14 protein-coding genes are annotated in these 20136 nt (G+C 29.7%); 12 read left to right on the plus strand and 2 right to left on the minus strand.

From position 1 onward, the window contains the following. The first annotated feature begins 19 nt into the window (after positions 1-19). The 10 genes from GXK56_RS07020 (at position 20) to GXK56_RS07065 (ending at position 12852) form a co-directional block, all read left to right on the plus strand. Positions 20-1846 (plus strand): ABC transporter ATP-binding protein, encoded by a 1827-nt coding sequence (locus GXK56_RS07020; RefSeq protein WP_160686584.1) that lies wholly within the window; start codon positions 20-22, stop codon positions 1844-1846. Between the two features lies 1 nt (position 1847). Continuing rightward, positions 1848-3611 carry an ABC transporter ATP-binding protein gene (locus tag GXK56_RS07025; RefSeq protein WP_160686586.1) on the plus strand — a complete coding sequence of 588 codons (1764 nt, stop codon included), beginning with the start codon at positions 1848-1850 and terminating at the stop codon, positions 3609-3611. A gap of 30 nt (positions 3612-3641) precedes the next feature. Further along, positions 3642-4352 carry a class I SAM-dependent methyltransferase gene (locus GXK56_RS07030; protein ID WP_160686588.1) on the plus strand — a complete coding sequence of 237 codons (711 nt, stop codon included), beginning with the start codon at positions 3642-3644 and terminating at the stop codon, positions 4350-4352. Positions 4353-4419: 67 nt separating this feature from the next. Next, entirely contained in the window at positions 4420-4884 is a 465-nt protein-coding gene (locus tag GXK56_RS07035) for a DUF3795 domain-containing protein (RefSeq protein ID WP_160686590.1), read from the plus strand. Positions 4885-4959: 75 nt separating this feature from the next. After that, positions 4960-7803: a glycosyl hydrolase 115 family protein gene (locus tag GXK56_RS07040; RefSeq protein WP_160686592.1), complete on the plus strand. Its 2844-nt coding sequence runs from the start codon at positions 4960-4962 to the stop codon at positions 7801-7803. Positions 7804-8150: 347 nt separating this feature from the next. Beyond that, complete coding sequence (locus GXK56_RS07045; protein ID WP_160686594.1) at positions 8151-8615, plus strand: LytTR family DNA-binding domain-containing protein; 465 nt, start codon at positions 8151-8153, stop codon at positions 8613-8615. Next, positions 8596-9033, plus strand: a complete 438-nt coding sequence (locus GXK56_RS07050; RefSeq protein WP_243156040.1) for a hypothetical protein — start codon at positions 8596-8598, stop codon at positions 9031-9033. The genes GXK56_RS07045 and GXK56_RS07050 overlap by 20 nt, the downstream gene beginning before the upstream one ends. A gap of 114 nt (positions 9034-9147) precedes the next feature. Further along, positions 9148-10305, plus strand: coding sequence for an alpha/beta hydrolase (locus GXK56_RS07055; protein ID WP_243156041.1), 1158 nt, complete (start codon positions 9148-9150; stop codon positions 10303-10305). 21 nt (positions 10306-10326) lie between these two features. Further along, a complete protein-coding gene (locus GXK56_RS07060; protein WP_160686597.1) occupies positions 10327-11667 on the plus strand; it encodes a hypothetical protein in 1341 nt (446 codons plus the stop codon). A gap of 156 nt (positions 11668-11823) precedes the next feature. Next, positions 11824-12852 (plus strand): U32 family peptidase, encoded by a 1029-nt coding sequence (locus GXK56_RS07065; protein ID WP_160686599.1) that lies wholly within the window; start codon positions 11824-11826, stop codon positions 12850-12852. Between the two features lie 153 nt (positions 12853-13005). Here the strand turns inward: GXK56_RS07065 and GXK56_RS07070 are convergent, their stop codons facing one another. After that, the gene (locus GXK56_RS07070) at positions 13006-14430 is read right to left on the minus strand and encodes a DUF4317 domain-containing protein (RefSeq protein WP_160686601.1); all 1425 of its coding nucleotides are present in this window, start codon (positions 14428-14430) and stop codon (positions 13006-13008) included. 432 nt (positions 14431-14862) lie between these two features. Between GXK56_RS07070 and GXK56_RS07075 the strand changes: the two genes are divergently transcribed. Next, positions 14863-15138: a CD3324 family protein gene (locus GXK56_RS07075; RefSeq protein WP_160686603.1), complete on the plus strand. Its 276-nt coding sequence runs from the start codon at positions 14863-14865 to the stop codon at positions 15136-15138. A gap of 247 nt (positions 15139-15385) precedes the next feature. Then, positions 15386-16939, plus strand: coding sequence for an ABC-F family ATP-binding cassette domain-containing protein (locus GXK56_RS07080; RefSeq protein ID WP_160686605.1), 1554 nt, complete (start codon positions 15386-15388; stop codon positions 16937-16939). Between the two features lie 187 nt (positions 16940-17126). Here GXK56_RS07080 and GXK56_RS07085 read toward each other — a convergent pair whose 3' ends face one another. After that, positions 17127-19967: a glycoside hydrolase family 3 protein gene (locus GXK56_RS07085; protein ID WP_160686607.1), complete on the minus strand. Its 2841-nt coding sequence runs from the start codon at positions 19965-19967 to the stop codon at positions 17127-17129. Between the last annotated feature and the right edge of the window lie 169 nt (positions 19968-20136).

Here is a 20136-nt window from a genome sequence, read left to right on the forward strand (position 1 = left end):
CCCAAAAAGGAGTGAGTGTATGGATGTTTTAAAGTTTGGTTTTAAATATTGGAAAAGGAATTTGAAATGGGCAGTAATTGCACAGCTTGTGGGCTATTTTGCTATAATTGCAGATTTGATGATTCCACTATTTTCAGAACTTTTTATTGATTATGTTATAGGTGATAATAAACCTACAAATGAAGGCGTATTTTCATTTATGCTCAGTGGAAAATATGGGCAGATTCATTCGAAGCAGCTATTTTTCAGCTTGGCAGCAGTATTTATGCTTTTTTTGCTTACAAGAATAATTCTTATTTATATTAAAAATCTTACAAATCAGCATTTAGGTTTGAATTTAGAGACAGATTTAAGGTTGGCTACTTTTCGTAAGTTAATGGAGCTGGATAGTGAGACAATATCTGAGTTTAACACTGGAGAATTGTTGACTACAATTAATTCAGATACCATTATGTATAAGGAACTTTTTTCTAGAATGATTCCTAATATATTGGATAGTATATTTGTGCTAATTATATGTACTATTTTATTATCAAGTATTAGCATAAGTTTCCTAGCTATTCCAATAATTACGATGCCATTTTTCCTTATTGCTTTGATGAGATTTAAAAAGGCAGCAAGGAGTAATTATAAAAATATAAGGAAAAGCAATAGTAAAATGAGTTTAAATGTTCAAGAGAATATTGAAGCTGTACGTTTGGTTCGTTCCTTTACTAATGAGGAACTTGAAAAGAGAAAATTTGATAAGTCAAATGAAAAACTAAAAGATTCTTATATCAAACAAATTAATCTGTCATCTAAGTTTGAAGTAATCTTTAGTTCAATTAAGCAGCTTGCATATATTGGAACCATTGCAGTTAGTGCAATTCTTGTTATAAAAGGTTATATGCTTATAGGATACTTAGTCGCTTGTTCAAATTATGTTCTTAAGATAATGGATCATATATCACAAATTAATAATAACTTATTTCAAATGCAGCAGCAATTTGTTTCAGGGCAAAAAATGATGTATTTCATGAATTGCAAATCCAAAATAATTGATAGAAAAGAAGGCATAGAAATAAATGATGTACCTAATATCAGTATTAAGAATGCATACCTTACTATGGAAGAGAATCAAGTGCTTAAGGATGTAAGTATTGAAATTCCATATGGGAAAAAGGTTGGTATTGTAGGAGGGACAGGTAGTGGTAAAAGTGTATTGTTAGAATCACTAATGCGTATTCATGACATGACTAGTGGAATAATTGAGATAAATGGTAAAGATATAAGAAACTACTCCCTTAGGTCACTTAGAGATAACTTTTCATATGTATTTCAAGAGGTATTTCTTTTTTCGAATACCATTGATTCTAATATAGCATATGCTAAACCTGATATTGATAACGACAAAGTAATAAAAGCCTCAAAACATGCTCAAGCACATGACTTTGTGAAAAAGCTTCCAGTAGGATATGAGACTATAGTTGGAGAAAAGGGAATAGGTATTTCAGGGGGACAAAAACAGAGGGTTTCTATAGCTAGAGCACTACTAAAAGATGCACCTGTGCTTATACTTGATGATTCAACTAGTGCATTAGATGTTGAAACAGAAAAAAGACTTTTAGCAGACATTAAAAAGTATTATCCTAATAAAACTATTTTTATTTCTGCTCACAGAATGTCCTCTGTTGTTGATTGTGATGAAATAATTTATATGCAAGATGGAGGAATTGCTGAGAGAGGAACCTTTGATGAGCTTATGAAGCTTAATGGTCATTTTGCAAAAGTATATAAAATTCAAGAAGCACAGAGAAAGGCAGTTGTCGACTTTGATTCTTTAGCAGCAGGGGAGGCGGGAAGATAATATGGCACAGAGAAATACATATTTTCAGGATGAAATTATAGAGAAGAAAATAGATATTAAACAGCTTGGTAGAACCATAAGATATATATTTCCTTATAAAAAAATCTTTGTACTCATAGGTTTTTTGATGCTTATTGGTGCAGCAGTTTCTATGATAGCACCATTATTATTAAGATATATAATTAATCATACTGTTATATCAAAGGATTATAGTGAATTATCTTTGATAATTGCTGGCTTTATTATTCTTGCAGCTATTGAGATAGGAATTACCTTTGCGCATCAAAGACTTATGGGTAAAACAGGGCATAAGATAATTGCTCAAATAAGACAAGATATATTTTATAAGCTTCAGGAACTTCCATTTGATTACTTTGATTCAAGACCCGATGGGAAGATAGTTGTACGTGTTACTGATTATATTAATGAATTAGCGAATTTTTTTACTAATAGTTTGCTACTATTTATTGTTTATGTAGTAAAAATTGCAGTTGTTACTGTATTTATGCTTGCTATAAGTGTTGAGCTTACTGCTATTGTTTTTGCAGCCGTTATTCCAATGATGATATGTGTATTTGTTCTTAGGTATTCAATAAGGAAGTTATTTGCAAGCCTTAGAGCGAGAAATTCAAACAGGACTGCATTTATTGTAGAATCACTTATGGGTGAAAAGATTGTCAAGAACTATAATAGAGGTGGAATGAACGAAAAAATATATATGCAGATTCAAGATATTTGTGTTAAAACATGGTTCAAGATATTTATGAGAAATGAGCTTAACACTCCAATTGTTGAGATATTCTGGAATATGGGAACTCTTTGTTTATTTGGAACCTCATTATATTTGATTCTTCAAGGTAATAGTGGTATTGATGCAGGTACAGTTGTTGCCTTCATAAGTTATATGAGTCTTTTTAGTGGACCTCTTACCCAGGTTGCCATGATTATTCAACAACTGGCGCAGGTAAGTTCTAATCTAGAGCAAGTATTCGATACAATTGATGCCCCTGTTGATATTGAAAGCAAAAATAGTGGAGTGGAACTTAAGAATGTTAAAGGACAGGTGGATTTTGAAAATGTAAGTTTTGCATATGAAGATGACATTAATGTTCTAGAAAATTTTAATCTTTATGTGAAACCAGGAGAAACTATTGCTTTAGTAGGTCCTACAGGTGCAGGTAAAACTACTGTAATCAATACTATTACAAGATTCTATGATGTAAATAAGGGTAGTGTGAAAATAGATGGTATAGATGTAAGAGAAGCTACTCTTGCTTCACTTAGAAAAGAAGTTGGAGTATTAATGCAGGATCCATTCATATTTAAAGGAACTGTTATTGATAATATACGATATGGAAGAACAGATGCAACAGACGAAGAATGTATTAAGGCTGCTAAAACCATTTTTGCAGATAAATGCATAAATAAAATGAAGAATGGATTTTATCAAGAACTAGAGGAACGTGGTAATGGACTTTCAGCAGGTGAAAAACAGCTTATAAGCTTTGCTCGTATTATTCTTAAAAATCCTTCAGTAATAATATTAGATGAAGCAACAAGTTCCATAGATACAGAGACAGAAAATTTAATTAAAGAAGCAATGGATATAATTCTTAAAGATAAAACTGCATTTATAGTTGCACATAGATTATCCACTATAAGAGATGCAGATAGAATTTTGTATATTGATAATAAGGGAATTGCAGAAGAAGGAACTCATGAGGAACTCATGAATTTGAAAGGATTGTATTATAGCTTAAATTAATGATTACCATGTAAGAATGAGGAAGATATTATGGATTATGAAAAATACACATCTAATGCTGAAAAATATTCAAAATATCGTACTGAATATACAAAAGAATTTATAGATTATTTGTACGAAAATGTTGGATTGAGTAATGATTCAATTATTGCAGATATTGGCTCTGGTACGGGAAAACTGAGTGGCAAACTATTATTAAAAGGTAGTCAGGTGTATTCTGTTGAACCGAATGATGATATGAGAAGAGTTGCACAAAATGATTTGTCTAGGTTCTCAAAATTTATTTCTATAAATGGAACAGCAGAAAATACAACTTTACAAAATTCAAGTGTAGATTTCATAACAGTTGGAACTGCTTTCCATTGGTTTGATATGGAGCAATTTAAAAAAGAATGTAAAAGAATATTAAAACCAAACGGAAAGGTAATTTTAGTTTGGTTGAGTAGACCAGTAAATAGAAACAAGAACTTTGAAATTAATTTTAATGGCTTAAGTGGTGGAAAAGAAGAAAACCCTGAATTGATAGCACCTTTTTTTAAAAACAATGATTTTGAGTATAAGATATTTCAAGAAGCCTCTTCATATACTAAAGATATTTTTATTGGACGAGCTTTATCAACATTTGACAAATTAACAGATAAAAAATATATTAGTGAACTTTCGAGTCTATTTGATAATCACAAAGAAAATGAGAATATAAATATTATTTTATATACTCGAAGTTTCGTTGGTGAGGTCTAGTAAATATATGTGAAATGAACAAATCAAAATGTGTTTGTTTAATTGGATGTAAAAGGAGACGGAACGTGTGAAGAAAGAAGAATTGTTAGAAAAAATAGCTCCATGTTCTTTGATGTGCCATACCTGTAGTGCTTATGAACATGGAGTGATTTCAGAAGCAGCAAAACAATTATCAAAATATATGGAAGGTGTTTATGAATTTTATGAAAAACATGCTCCATGTGAGCTTGAACGATTTAATGTCTTTCAAGAAGAGTTGGTAAAGTATAGTGCAGGTAATTGTTCAGGATGTCGCAACAGAGAACATCATGGATGTAGTATAAAGGACTGCTTTATTCTTGATTGCACAAAAGAACGTAATATTGATTATTGTGGTGAATGTGCTGAATTTCCATGTGATAAAACACAGAAAATTTTTGAAAAAGAAGTATATAAGCAATGGCTTAAAGGTAATCAAGAAATTAAAAGCTTAGGAATAGAAGGTTTTTGGAAAAAGAATTCTGAAAAACCACATTATAAGGCATATAAATAATAATAGATAAGTTCCAATCATATGAAAAAAAAAGAATAATTCTTATATTGTGAACTTTAGGAGGAAAGAAAAGTAATGAAAAAAGTAACAATTGCAGCAGCGGGTAAAGCAGCGGCCATGTATATAGATCAAAAAGGGCAAGATTATAATGGTTTAAGGCTTGTAGCAAATTCTTTTGTTGAAGATATTAATTTAGTTGCTGGAGTGATTCCAGAAGTAAAGACAACAGTGAATGAATTAAAAGAAACAGTAATAATTGCAGGCTCTATAGGCAATAACGATATAATTGATACATTAATCTCAAAAGGAACAATAGATGTAACTGGTATAAAGGATAAGCGTGAATGTTATAAGATTCAGGTTGTTGAAAAGCCAGTTGAAGGTGTGGATAACGCTATTGTTATTATGGGAAGTGACAAGAGAGGAACAATTTATGGAATTTATCGTATTTCAGAATTAATTGGAGTAAGTCCTTGGGTTTACTTTGCAGACGTTATGCCAGCAAAGAAGTCTGAAATTATTCTTTCTGAAGAGGAATTAAATATAACTTCAAAGGAACCATCTGTTAAGTATAGAGGATTTTTCTTAAATGATGAATGGCCAGCTTTGGGCTCATGGGTAACTAATACCTTTGGAGATTTTAATGAAGAATTTTATGATAAAGTATTCCAGTTAATTTTAAGATTAAAAGGTAATTTTATGTGGCCAGCCATGTGGAGTGCTGTATTTAGTGAAAATGGGAAAAGCCATTCTTTAGCTAATGCAGAGCTTGCGGATGCATATGGTATTGTAATGGGGACATCACATCATGAGCCTATGTTCCGTGCAGGGGAAGAATGGAAACAAATTAACCAGCAATATGGTACAAACCCAGCATGGGATTTTTCTAGCAATTCAGAAGCTATAACAAAGTTCTGGGAGGATGGATTAAAGCGAAACAAGAATCTTGAAAGTTTAATTACCATGGGTATGAGAGGTGAACAAGACTCTGCATTAAAAGGTTCAGAAGAAGAAAATATCCAACTTTTAAAGGATATTATTTTAACACAAAAACGTTTATTAAAAGAACAAGGTTTAGAAAAGGCACCTCAAGTTCTTACTATATATAAAGAAGTAGAGAAATATTGGTATGGAACAGATAAAGCAGAAGGTTTAAGAACTTGGGATGAATTGGATGATGTAACAATCATGTTAGCAGATGATAATTTTGCAAATTTACGTACACTTCCAACAGAAGAAGAAAGAAATAGAAAAGCTGGCTGGGGAATGTATTATCATTTTGATTATCATGGAGGTCCACGTTCTTATGAGTGGGTAAATACAACTCCTCTTGAAAAAGTATGGGAACAAATGTCGATGGCTTATGATTATGGTATACGTGATATATGGATTGTGAATATTGGAGACTTAAAACCAATGGAATTTCCTGTTTCATACTTCTTAGATTTAGCCTATGACTTTGAAACTTGGGGAGTTAATGGAATGAACAAAACCAAGGAATACACAAAGAAATGGGCAATGCAGCAATTTGGAACTGTTGCAAAAGAAGAAATAATAGATGGAATTGAAACTATATTAACAGGCTATACTAAAATGAGTGGATTTAGAAAACCAGAGGTTACTTATACTTCTACATACAGCTATACAAATTATAACGAAGCACAAAGAGTGCTAAAACAAGCAAGTAATTTAGAAGATATAGCTAAGAAATATTATGATGAAATTCCAGAAGTATGTAAAGATGCGTACTATCAACTTGTATATTATCCAGCTGCAGCATCAGCCAATGTTGTTAAAATGCAGATATATGCTGGATTAAATAATTTATATAATAAACGTAATAGTGTTCTTGCAAATTCCTATGCTGCATTAGTTGAAGAATGCAAAAAGAAAGATATTGAAATGCAGAATTACTACAATAATGAGATGTCTAATGGTAAGTGGAAGGGAATGATGAGTTCTCCACATATAGGATATATGGAATGGAGTCCAGATGGATGGACATATCCAGAAGTTTATAGTGTTTCTCCTAAAGAGGGAAGTATTATGATTGTAGATGTGCAAGGAACAGAAAAAGAATATTGCTCTGGTACAGCAATATTGCCAGCATTTACAAATCTGTGTAAAGAAAGCTATTCCATTACAATCAGTAATGGAGGAAACACAGAGTTTGCTTATAAACTGGAGGCTAGCGAAGCTTGGATAAAGGTAGAGGATATTCAAGGTACTATTTCTGATGGAAAGACTATTATGGTTTCAGTAGATTGGAATAAAGTATCTAAAACTTCAAATGGATTTATAACTATTTTAGGTGCAGGAGAAAAAGTCAAAGTAGATGTTACCGCTGAAGTTATAGAAGTTGATAGTTTGCCTAACATGACCTTTGTAGAAACTCATGACGTAATTTCTATTGAAGCAGAACATGCAGTAAGTAAAGTTTCAAAATCAAATGTTGAATGGAAGGTTCTTGAAAACTATGGACGAACTTTATCTTCTGTAAAGATGTTCCCAACAACTGTTTCTTTTGAAAAAATAGATGAAGCACCATATTTAGAATACTCATTAAGAGTAAATGAAGAAGCAGAGTATACTCTAACAACCTATGTTGCACCAACAAATAATCTTTCTGAAAAGAGCCGTTTAAAATATGCTGTAGCTTTTGATGGTGAAGCTTCAACTATAGCAGATGCTCTGCCAAAGGATTTTTTTGCTGGAAGCTATATTAATAATATTTGGTGTGATGCAGTGCTTGAAAATATTCATATAACTACCACTGTGCATAAATTAAGTAAGGGAATTCATACTCTTAGATTTTATGGTTTAGATGCAGGTTTAGTATTGCAAAAACTAGTTTTATCAAAAGGAAAACTTCCTTATTCATATTTTGGACCTGAAGAGAGTTACTATGTAGGTAAATAATAATAGAGAAGTCAGCAGGAGTTATGAAATAAAAATTAACCAGTCCTTTAGATTGAGATAGTCATAAAAAACTATTTTAGTTTATATTTGTATATTATATAGAATTTAAATAATTAATTATTTATAAATGATAGGTAAATAAATAAAATGCCCAAGGAAAATCTAATTTAAATTTTCTTGGGTGTTTTATTTATATGTGAATAAGTTATTGAATCTGAGACTAGATGTGAAGTATTATTATTTTGGTATAATAATACAAAGCTATCATCAAATTAAATAGATATTTTTTAAATAAAGACATTACCTAATAAAACTTTAAAGAAGAATTATGAGAAAGGATTTATGTAATGGATATTAAACTTGTAGAAGATAAAGATAGTAAATTGGAAGTTCAAATTAAATATCCAATTATGAATGCCCATGTAAAGCAGCTTATACAAAAGATTAAGAGTACTGAAATGAAAATAGTTGGAAGTGATAGTGGTGAGGACACAGTCCTTAATATTTATGATATTTTCTATATAGAAAGTGTTGAAAGAAAAACATTTATTTATACAAAAGATCAAATTTTTAGAAGTAGCAAGAAGTTATATCAGCTATTTGATGAATTAAAAGAGTTTGGTTTTGTTCAAATAAACAAAGCATGTATTTTGAATATTGATGTATTAGAAAGTGTAAAAACTATTTTTAATAGCAGGTTGAAAGCTACCCTTATTAATGGAGAACATGTAATTGTTACAAGGACCTATATTCCAGAAATAAAAAAATGGCTAGATGGGGAGGCGAGTTTATATGAAAATGAAGATATTTAGAGAGTATATTATTACAAGTCTTGCAGTAAGTATGCTTATTGTATTTTGGATGTTTTTTATTGATGCATTTTTCTATAATATGTGGTCAAACTTTAGAATTATTATTTCTATAGTAAGCTTTGCTTTTTTATTATGTCTTATTCATACTGCTGTGAATTTTTTACTAGATAATAAACCTATAATTTCAATAATTCTAGAATATGCAATTGTAGTAATAATGTTTTTTGTCTTTGGAATAAAATTTAAATGGTATCCAGCTGGATCAGAATGGTTAGTATTTATTTATACAATTCCGGTTTATGGTGCTGGATATTTACTTCGATTAGTTGGAGTAAGAAAAGATGCTGATTATATTAATATTAGATTATCAGAACGAAAAAAAAGAAAGACAGAAAAAATTGAAATTAAAAAGTTGTAGTTCTAAGTTTTTTGTAAGAGATGACAAGGTATTTGTAAGACATGACAAGTAATATTGAATAAGGAATAAGAGAAGGCTAACATGTAACTAAACAACAAAAATGGAAGGATGTATATGATGATAATGCTTAAGGAAAGCAATTCTCTTATTTCAATATTAATAAGAAAGGTTAGGAAAGTTATGTTAATTTTATCATCTTTTATTATTTTGTGTATAGTTGCACTTTTTATTATTTTATTAATACAAAGCCCAGGAAAAGTAAAACCATTGTTAAATGAAAATGGAGATATAATTAAAGGAAGTATTTCAGAAAAGGTTTATGCTAATATTAACGGAGCAAATATGGGGATGATAATAAAAAGCAAGGATTTATCAAATCCAGTATTGCTTTTTGTCCATGGAGGGCCTGGTATGCCTGAATATGAATTTACTGAAAAATATCCAACAGGGCTTGAAGAAAATTTTACAGTAGTATGGTGGGATCAAAGAGGTTCAGGATTGTCTTATAATAGTGATGCTATAAAAGAAAAAATGACAACAGAACAGTTTGTACTTGATACAATAGAAGTATCAAAGTATCTTTGTGAGCGTTTTGGCAAAGATAAAATATATCTAATGGCACATTCATGGGGATCATATATAGGGATACAAGCAGCAGAAAAAACTCCAGAATTATTTTATGCATACATTGGAATTGGACAAATAACAAATCAAATTGAATCGGAAAAAGCTGCATATGACTATATGATTAATTACTATAAGGATGCAGGTAATGAAAAAGTTGTAAATAAACTTCAAGGATTATCATTTAAAAACATGGATTATATGCCTAAAGAGTATGATAAGATTAGAGACGATGTAATGCATAAGGCAGGTATTGGGACAATGAATGAAATGAAGTCTGTAATTAGTGGCATATTTATGACTGTCATGGAGAATACAGAATATACTTTAGGGGAAAAGATAAATATATGGAAAGGCAAAGCATTTTCAAAGTCTACTAATTTGAATGAGGAACTTTACAATTCTGATTTGAGAAATAAGATAACAAAACTAAAAGTTCCTGTGTATTTCTTTTCTGGAATTTATGATTATACTGTGAATCATTCTATGACAGAAGATTATTTGAAAAAAATTGATGCACCAATAAAAGGTTTTTATCTTTTTAAAGAATCAGCTCACAGTCCAATATTTGAAGAACCTAAAAAAATGATGCAAATTATGCAGGAAGATGTTATAAATAGAAAGAATAATCTAGTTGACACATATTAATGCAAAAGGAGGTATTTATTATTGGAAAAAGAAGAAATTGAATTATTGCCGTCTGGACTTGTAACTTGTCTATTAGATGGCAGAGAAGTACGCATATTAAAGATATCTCCTAAAAAGTTAACTGTTCGTGTCGCTGAAGAGATAAACGAGATAAAGAGTGTAAGAGTAGCATTTTATATATTTGAGGAAAATAGATATGAAGAAGTGTTCATAAAAGATTATGAGATTGTTGATAAAAATAAAAATGATTTTTATTTTGTTTATGCTTTTTCTATTGATTCCCAAGAATATCTTCATAGTGTAAGAAGGATTTTTAAAGATTATTCAAAATATGTTACGTTAAAAGCTTTTGGAGAGGACAATGAATTTTCAAAGGAAATGGTAGGTTACCCAGCAGAAGCAGATTATGAGTTTTATAATTATTATTTAGAGCAGAAAAAAGACTGGATGGAAGAGTTAGATTATTCAGAAGAGAAGGTTAATGCTTTAGAAGCAGTAGAATTAGCTATTACTTTAGATAATGACATTTTATATAAAAAGTATATAGAGAAAGACATTAATGCTTTTAAAAAGGAGTATTTAAAAGCAAATTTTGCAGAGAACCATAACTTGTTTCAAAAAGATATTAACAGGCTTTACATCGGAAATGAATTTTGCCATAATTTATTTCCAGAAGTGAAATTATTAATGAGTATGCTAGAAAAAGCAAAAAGAGAAAAACTTCAAATAACGCTCGCGTTTACATATATGAGAGATTTATACATAAAAAAGACAAAAGATATTATAGATAAAGTTTATAGTTGGTGTGAGAAAAATAATACTGTAATAGAGATTATAATAAATGATTTTGGAATGCTTAAATTAGTTGAAGATAAAAATGATTATTTTAATTTATCCTTAGGTGTATTATTAAATAAAAGAAAAAAGGATCCAAGATATATTTATAAAAAAGGGTACAACGAGAATAAGAAACTTATAGCAGAAAACAGTCTTAATAGTGCTATATTTAATAAGTTTTTAAAAGAGAATAAAATAACTCGATTTGAATATGAAAATTGCGGTTATAAAATGACTATTGCAGAAGGAAAACATAGCTTGCATATTCCCTTTTATCAAACTAACACATCACAATACTGTCCGTTATATGCAATGTGTACTAACTTAGATAGAGGGAAGCAGAAGCTTGTTAATGGCTGTCACAAGCATTGCGAAGAATATGTGTTTTTATATCCTAAGCATTTGAAAATGGTAGGAAAGTATAATTCTTTATTTGCATTTGATGATACTTTACTTAAAGATCAAAGAGAGTTAGGTGAGTATATAAGTAATGGGATAGATAGAATAGTTTTAAATTTTATATAGTGTGAGCTATATTTTATAGAAATTTAATCTATTTTGAATCATACTATGTGTGACAAGTCCTAAAAATTGTTTATGTGAGCATAACTGTACCTTTATATATTTAAATAATAATATGAATTTTAGATTTATTATTTACTGCACTTAGGAGGAAATATAATGAAGATAGTAGCAGGCTTAGGATGTATTGATGATTATATATCATTGGTAGAAGCAGGAGCAGATGAGGTGTTTTGCGGATATGTTCCTTATGAATGGAATAAAAAATATGGGAGTTTATTTCCCTTAAATAGAAGAGAAGTGCTTTATTATAATATTCAAATAAATTCTTTTGAAGATATGAAGATATTAAGTAAAATGGTTGAAGTACATAAGGTACCTGTAAATATAACCTTTAATTATTTATATTATGTTGAAGAACAATATGAAATGATAGATCATATGATAAAAGATTTAATTAGCATTGGCTTTAAGGATTTTATTATAGCAGACCTTGCATTATTGTTATATTTGAAAGAAAAAGATATAAATTGTTCTATACATTTAAGTGGAGAATGTGCTGAATTGAATCGTTTGTCTATTGAGTTTTTTAATAAATTTAATATTTCACGTTACATATTTCACAGAAAAAATACAATTGAAGATATGGAAGCTTGCATAAACAATAATAAAGTTAAAAATCTTGAATATGAAGCCTTTATTTTAAATGAGAAATGCCATTATACAGGTGCTTTTTGCAGTTCTCTTCATTGTGATGAAATGATACACTTGTGCAAAATGCCATATGAGATAGCAAAAATAAGTGAACAGGCAAATAGCTTTGAAGAAGTTAATAAGAGAATTGAACAATACTATAATCAATTTGATGAAGATGAAGAAACTTGTGAAGAAAACCAATATGATATACAAAATGAACGTGATAAAGAAAGTGAATGGGAAACAGGAAGTTCATATATTCTTGGTGAGACAGGCTGTGGATTATGTGCTTTAAAAAAGCTGAAAATGGCTGGGGTCACCCATTTAAAAGTAGTTGGAAGAGGAAATTCTGTTGATAATATGAAAAGAGATGTGGAAAATTTAAGAAAAGCTATAGGTATGTTAGAAGATATTGGAGATAGCAATACTTATGAGATAAGCGTAAAGAATAGATTGTTTAATGGGAAATGTAGTGGACAATGCTATTATTAAATATTGTTTTCATAGTAGTTTCGTTAAATATAAAATAAATGCCAATAAATTCACAATATAAAATGCTAATATCAACATTTAATATGAATAATGATATTAGCATTTAAATTTTTACTACTATTAAAATTTATAAAGAAACAAGCTTCAATAGGTTTAAAGTAAAGCGTTAACACCATTTACATTAGCTTGTTCGTTTTCTTCTAAAGGAATAACAATACATTTCTTTCCATCAATTATTTGTGATTTTATTTGAGGAACTTTTTGAGGTTTTACATGAAGAACAATATCATAGTTTGGTTTAGTATGTTCTTCAGCTTCAGCTTCTGCTTCAGTTTCAGAAGTAGTATCTAAATTAGCTTCTGATTCTGTTTCTGAATCAATATCAGTTTTAATTTCTAATATTGGATCTGCATTTGTTTCTAAAGCTACTTCTTTTTCGTGATCAAAAGTTGAAGCAGTTTCTGGTTCAAAAGCAGCTTCGGCTTCAGAATCTAATTCAGAATTTTGTTTAGTCCTTTCAAGCCTTTCTTCAAGTATTTGAACTTTTTTTTCAAGTCTTTCTTCCTTTTTTCTTTGTTCATTTGCCGCCAGGACTTTTTTATCTATTAAATTTTCTACTACAGGAGGAGTATCACCAAATTCTCTCTCATAGGATTTTTCAATCTTTGTAGTAATTTCTTCAGGAATCCCACTTTGAATTAAAACATCTTGAATATTATCATTAGATAAAATTATAGGATCAGCATTTTTACCATTAACAGTTGTATGCTCATCTACCATGTTATTAAGAGTTTCTTGAATTTCCATTAATAAATGCTCAGATTTTTCTTCATCATTTCCAACAGCTTTGCGTATAATAGTTTGGAATGCCTCCTTTTGTATAGTTGCAGTTGTTTTTGAACTACAGCCTAAAACTTCTTCCATAAATTCAGGATGAGGATCTTTTGCATCTTTTGTATAATAAATAATAGAATGAATATCAGTGCTACGGTCTATAAATGCTGGAAATACAAAGCCTAAATCAGGTTGACCAACAACCCAATCTCTTATACGAGCGCCAATTCTATTTTCATCTTCAATATATCCAAGACCTGGTTTTGAAAGTGATACTGGGCAGATTGCACATAATAGGTATTCATATACTTCTTCAGATTCATCTAATTTATTATTATCACTCGTTCTTGTCATAATATCATAAGCATCGTGAAAAAGGAGGATTAGAAAATTACCTGTGTAGTCATAACTATCTATAATCAGTTTATATAAGCCATCAAGCAAAGTATCGTTTTTTAACCTGCTCTTTTTTAGTTCCATCAAAGAAAGCTGCCTGCTTCCTATACCTTCTTCCTCAAGCGGAAAATTAAGTTCTAGAAGATTGTTTCCTACAGTTCCAGATAAGGTCTTTTTTGCAATTTCTAAATATTTAAAAAATTCTTCTTCTTTTAAATTTAAAAAAGTTTCATTAAGTTTTAATACAATATTTTTTTGACCATCTACATAACAGCCACACATTCTGGTGAATGTACAATCGTCCTTTTTTAAACGTCTTTTTAATTCCAATATATCTTTCTTTTTCATATATCGCCCTCTCATTCCATGAGTTTTACTCGGCACATGAATGATATTAACATGTCCTAATTTGCTATAAAAATATGATTGCAAACTGGATTTGTTATTTTAAATGTGCCTTAGTACATAATAAAGAATATGCTACTTAATATAGTATAAAGTTCATTTAAAAGCTCTGCAAGTGACAAAAAATAAATTTTATAAATACATTATTGAAGATGTGGGGTTACTCACAATTGACACAAGATGTTAATACAGTATAATATAGAATAAAAGGAAGTGAATTTATTATGTTTTTAGCAATAGTAATCAGCTCCATGCAAAGATTGTAATATATGAAAAACTTTTGCTTGGAGCATAAATCTAAATTTAGGTTTTTCATATTTTAATCAAACTTTGCATCTTCATTTATTAAATAAATGTTGATTGGAGCGAGAAAAAATGAAATATGAGAAAGCGGAAAATATATTACCTAATAGTATAATTGAAATTATTCAAAATTATACGGATGGTGGATATATCTATATTCCTAGAAAAAATGAAAATAAAAAATCTTGGGGAGAAAATACTGAAACTAAAGTATATCTTAGTAAAAGAGATAAAGAAATTTTTAATAAATATTCATCAGGAGTATCAGTTAAAATATTATCAGAACAGTATTTTTTAACAGAGGGAAGTATTAGAAGAATACTTAGAAATCAAAAAAATTATGATTAATTATAAAAGGCATATTTTTCACAGCTACTGCTATGAGAAATATGCCTTGAATTTTTTGAAATGGTGAATTGAAAATTTAAATTTAGTGGTAGTAACCATTTATTTATGAAATAATTTTTTTATTAAACAACAGTTTATTAATTTATACGTATGGTGATTATAAATATTACAGAATTATCTATGAACTTGGTCTTTACTATATAGGATGATATTATTTGTGGTGAAGGTACAAGGAGGTGGATATATTATGAGTATTTTATCTATTGAAAACATGAGTCATTCATTTGGTGATAGAATAATATTTAACAACGTATCTTTCAGATTATTAAAGGGAGAGCATATTGGGCTTATTGGAGCCAATGGTGAGGGAAAATCAACCTTTATGAAAATTATTACAAATAAGATATTACCTGATGCTGGTAATATTGAGTGGAATAGCAAGTTTACTATTGGATATATGGATCAATTAGTTGACTTACAAGAAGGAATTACTACACTGAATTTTTTAAAGGAAGCATTTTCGAATTTATTTAATATAGAAAATAAAATAAATGATTTATATATTAAACTGGGAAATATGAATGAGAAGGAAATGGATAAGGCATTAAAGAAGGTTGCAGTTATGCAGGAAACTTTAGAAAAAAATGATTTTTATAGTATCAATTCAAAGATACAAGCAGCTGCAGCAGGCCTTGGAATTAGTGACTTTTTAGATAAAGAGGTTTCAGCCTTAAGCGGAGGGCAAAGAACTAAAGTCTTACTAGCAAAGCTACTTTTAGAAAAGCCAGATATTTTATTGTTAGATGAACCAACGAATCATTTAGATGAAGAGCATATAGAATGGCTGAAAAATTATTTAATAAACTATGAAAATGCATTTATATTAATATCTCATGATAATAGTTTCTTAAATAGTGTAGTAAATGTGGTTTACCATCTTGAGCATAAAGAACTAGCTAGATATGATGGAAATTATGATTATTTTGTTAAGCTTTATGAAATACGCAAACAACAAAGATTGATTGAATATAAAGAACAGCAAAATGAAATCGCAAAGCTTGAAGATTATATTAGGAAAAACAAAGTGAGAACTGCAACCGCAAAGCAAGCTAAATCAAGAGAAAAAAAGCTTAATAAGATTGAAAAAATAGAAATAAAAAAAGACATAATAAAACCGTATTTTAATTTTAAAAGTGTAAAAATGATTGAAAATATAATTTTTAGTACAAGTAATTTAATAATTGGATACAACAAACCCTTAAGCAGGCCTTTGAATTTAAAAATGAAAAGAGGCCAGAAAATCGCATTAATTGGAGCTAACGGATTAGGTAAGACAACTCTTTTAAAAAGCTTGCTTGGGCAACTAAAACCCATAGATGGTGGAATAATTTTAAGTGATTATAGGAAAGTAGGATATTTTGAGCAGGAAGTTGCAGAAGATAATAAAGATTCAGTGTTGTATGATGTTTGGGGCTCTTTTCCAGATATGACTCAAACAGAAGTAAGAAGCTGTCTTGCTAAATGTGGATTAAAAAGGCAGCATATAGACAGTCCAATTAATATATTAAGTGGAGGTGAGCAAGCTAAGGTAAAGTTATGTAAGCTAATAAATAAACAAACAAATATATTAGTTTTGGATGAACCAACAAATCACTTAGATATATATGCTAAAGAGGAATTAAAGCGTGCTTTGATAGAATATGATGGCAGTATAATTTTAGTATGTCATGAACCAGAATTTTATTGTGATATTGCGACAGATATCTGGAATTGTGAAGAGTGGACGTGCTCCAACAGTTAAAAAATAATTTATTGGATATAAAACTTTATAAGTTATTTTTATTTTAATAAAATTAGTTTCTATAAAATGGATAAATAAAAAATTGATTATAATAGAAAACCATGAATATATAGGATAAAGATATTTCTATATGCTCATGGTTTTATTATTTATGTTTTATAAAATATTTAACGGTTAGATATAATATTTATATAAACTTAAACCAGCTAAGCTTAAAGTTTCCAGAGAATTTAAGGTAAATATCATGAATACCAGATAGAGAAACAATCGGTACTGTTTGAGAAATCCATTTTTGATTATCTCTAGTATTTGTAACAGAAAACTTAGCAAGGCGTGACTTATTCAAGTCATCAAGGAAAATTTCTATTTCGCTATTATCATTTACACAAGCAGTATTAAATTCAAAAGCTGTAGATTGTTTCAAGTTAACATCTCTAAAGCAAATCCAACTATTTTCAGCAGTAGGACAAACACAAGTACCTCCAGCCTTACATTCATGAAGTATTACATTATTGTAATCATCATAATCTTCAGCTCTTGTTATTTTAGTTAAATCTCTTGGAGGAATGACCTCTCCATCTATAAATAAAGTATCTTTTACCCTTATATCTTCTGATGAAGAACCAATCATAATATTATAACTACCTTTTTCTAAAGTAAATTTATTTTGAGTTACATCCCAAAAAGATAATTCATTTACATTTAGAGTTAAGGAGATTTCTTTAACTTCATTTGGATTTAAATTGATTCTTTTAAAGCCTTTTAATTCTTTAAGAGGTCTGATAACTCTAGAATTTTCACTGTGAACATATAGTTGTACTACTTCATCACTAACCATATTTCCTATATTTTTTACGGTAAAGGTTATTTCCACTTTATCATTAGGTGTGGCTGTTTTTGCACTTAATTTTAGATTATCATAATGAAAATTAGTGTAGGATAATCCATGTCCAAAAGGGTAAAGGGGTTCTTTATCAAAGTACATGTAAGTTCTTTTACCTTTGATAATATCGTAATCTTTAATTGGAGGAAGATCATTAACGGATTTATACCAAGTCATGCTTAACCTGCCTGCAGGGCTGTAATTACCAAATAATGCTGCAGAAATAGCTGAACCAATTTCTTGGCAGCCATGGGCAGAATAAAGTATAGCAGGGATATTTTCATCTTCCCAATTAACTGCAAAGGGATAACTTCCTATAATCACAACTACAGTATTAGGATTAACTTCATAAACCGCCTTTATAAGCTCTTGTTGTGAAGGTGGAAGAATTAAATCTTTTCTGTCTATTTCTTCTTTAGCATTTATTAAAGGATTATTGACAACAAAAACTATAGCAATGTCTGATTCTTGTGCAGCTTTAACTGCAGCTTCAATCCCTGAAGAGACAGTATTAACCACGAATTTAGAATTATCATTATCATCAGCTTTCTCAACTACCTCTAAAGAATTTGATCCATCTTCAGAAGGAATAACATGCTTTCCATTCCAAGTTTTTAAATTAATACTTCCATCAGAATAGGGATCTAAGTCAAATATTTCTCTAACAAACCAACCAAAGACTTCTGGAGAAGAGCAATATATCTTTTCGTCATCAGTTGTAAGATATTTGCCATTTTTCTTTGATCTTAAGGTATAGCTTCCAAACCCCCAGTCTGTAAGTTCAAATATATTATCTTTGTTAGAGCAGGAATCATTAATACTAACGATGTTTACAGCATCATTGCTTACTTGTAAGGTGTTGTTATTATCCTTTGAAGAAATGATAACCTCATCATAAGCAGGTATATGAATAACCTCTTTATCTTTTAGTATTTCAATAATACCATCTAAAGGAGTTATTTTGTATGGAGCATTACCAGTATACCAATCTTTATAAACGACGTCTGATAATGGTCCTATTACAGCAGCTTTCTTAATTTTATCTTTATTTAAAGGAAGAAAATTATTTTCATTTTTTAGAAGAACGAGGGCTTCTTTAGCAGCTTTAAGTGCAAGAGCGTTATGTTCCTTAGAGAATAGTTTAGCTTTGGGAATATTCGCATAAGGGTTTGATTCTTTTGGGTCAAATTGACCTAATCTAAAACGAACTTTAAATATGTTTCTTAAAGCGTTATCTATATCATTTTCTGTTAGAAGTCCTCTTCCAAGTGCTTCTATTGCAGAATTTATCACAAGTTTAGCATCGTCAGTAAAGCAGTCAACACCACTTTTCAATCCTTCAGCAATAGTTTCGACATGAGTTTTATAGTACTTATGGAATTCAACAGTTTGACTCATATCACCACCATCGCATACAACAAAGCCATCACAGCCCCATTGACCTTTTACAATATCATTAACTTCCTTATTCAATATACATGGAGTACCATTTATTTCATTATATGCAGTCATCATAGAATAGGCTTTTCCTTCTGTAAAAGCCGGTTTGAAAGCTTTTAAGTAATATTCATTTTTATTTCGCGGATCTACACTAGAGGAATCCATTACACGTCCATCTTCATGATTATTAGCATAAAAATGTTTTGGTGCAGGAACAAGTTTTAAATAAAAAGGATCATTTCCTTGCATTCCTTTTACTAAGTTAGAAGATAGTTTTCCAGTGAGATAAGGATCTTCTCCATAAGCTTCTTCTGTTCGTCCCCATCTAGGATCTCTTTCCATGTCAATGGTTGGCGCCCATAAAGTAAGACCGCCTTTCTCATTTGCAATTTCATAATATATTCTTGCTTCATCACCTATAACGTTTCCAATTTCTTTTAACAAATCTTCATTCCAAGTTGAAGAGAGACCAATAGGCTGTGGAAAGACTGTAGCATTGCCTAGTTTTGTTACTACTCCATGAGCAGCTTCACCGCCAACATTATATTCAGGAATATTAAGCCTAGGAACAGCTTCTTGATGAGTTGGTAAAAGCAATAGTTTTTCTTCAAGAGTCATTCTTGAAATTAAATCATTAATTCTTTCTTTAAGAGGAATATTAGTATTTAAGTATGGGTAAACTGAGTTTTGATATAAATTTGTCATATAGTTAAACTCCTTTAGCTTTAAAATTAAAATATATTCACATATGAAAATGAAAATTATAAGGATATTTTTATTAGATATTATTGAATAATTATAAAAAATCAATTATTTAATGCTTTTAGATGATTATATAAAAAAGTAACATTTTATAATACATAAAAATTTTTAG

It is taken from the genome of Clostridium sp. C2-6-12 (genome assembly GCF_009928485.1).
In the GTDB taxonomy this organism is placed as follows: Bacteria; Bacillota; Clostridia; order Clostridiales; family Clostridiaceae; genus Clostridium.

Excerpts from the sequence above, each read along its gene's own strand:
- GXK56_RS07085 (WP_160686607.1), bottom strand. The coding sequence starts at position 19,967 with ATGACAAATTTATATCAAAACTCAGTTTACCCATACTTAAATACTAAT.
- GXK56_RS07065 (WP_160686599.1), top strand. The coding sequence starts at position 11,824 with ATGAAGATAGTAGCAGGCTTAGGATGTATTGATGATTATATATCATTG.
- GXK56_RS07080 (WP_160686605.1), top strand. The coding sequence starts at position 15,386 with ATGAGTATTTTATCTATTGAAAACATGAGTCATTCATTTGGTGATAGA.
- GXK56_RS07040 (WP_160686592.1), top strand. The coding sequence starts at position 4,960 with ATGAAAAAAGTAACAATTGCAGCAGCGGGTAAAGCAGCGGCCATGTAT.
- GXK56_RS07055 (WP_243156041.1), top strand. The coding sequence starts at position 9,148 with ATGATGATAATGCTTAAGGAAAGCAATTCTCTTATTTCAATATTAATA.
- GXK56_RS07050 (WP_243156040.1), top strand. The coding sequence starts at position 8,596 with ATGAAAATGAAGATATTTAGAGAGTATATTATTACAAGTCTTGCAGTA.
- GXK56_RS07020 (WP_160686584.1), top strand. The coding sequence starts at position 20 with ATGGATGTTTTAAAGTTTGGTTTTAAATATTGGAAAAGGAATTTGAAA.
- GXK56_RS07070 (WP_160686601.1), bottom strand. The coding sequence starts at position 14,430 with ATGAAAAAGAAAGATATATTGGAATTAAAAAGACGTTTAAAAAAGGAC.
- GXK56_RS07025 (WP_160686586.1), top strand. The coding sequence starts at position 1,848 with ATGGCACAGAGAAATACATATTTTCAGGATGAAATTATAGAGAAGAAA.
- GXK56_RS07045 (WP_160686594.1), top strand. The coding sequence starts at position 8,151 with ATGGATATTAAACTTGTAGAAGATAAAGATAGTAAATTGGAAGTTCAA.
- GXK56_RS07030 (WP_160686588.1), top strand. The coding sequence starts at position 3,642 with ATGGATTATGAAAAATACACATCTAATGCTGAAAAATATTCAAAATAT.
- GXK56_RS07075 (WP_160686603.1), top strand. The coding sequence starts at position 14,863 with ATGAAATATGAGAAAGCGGAAAATATATTACCTAATAGTATAATTGAA.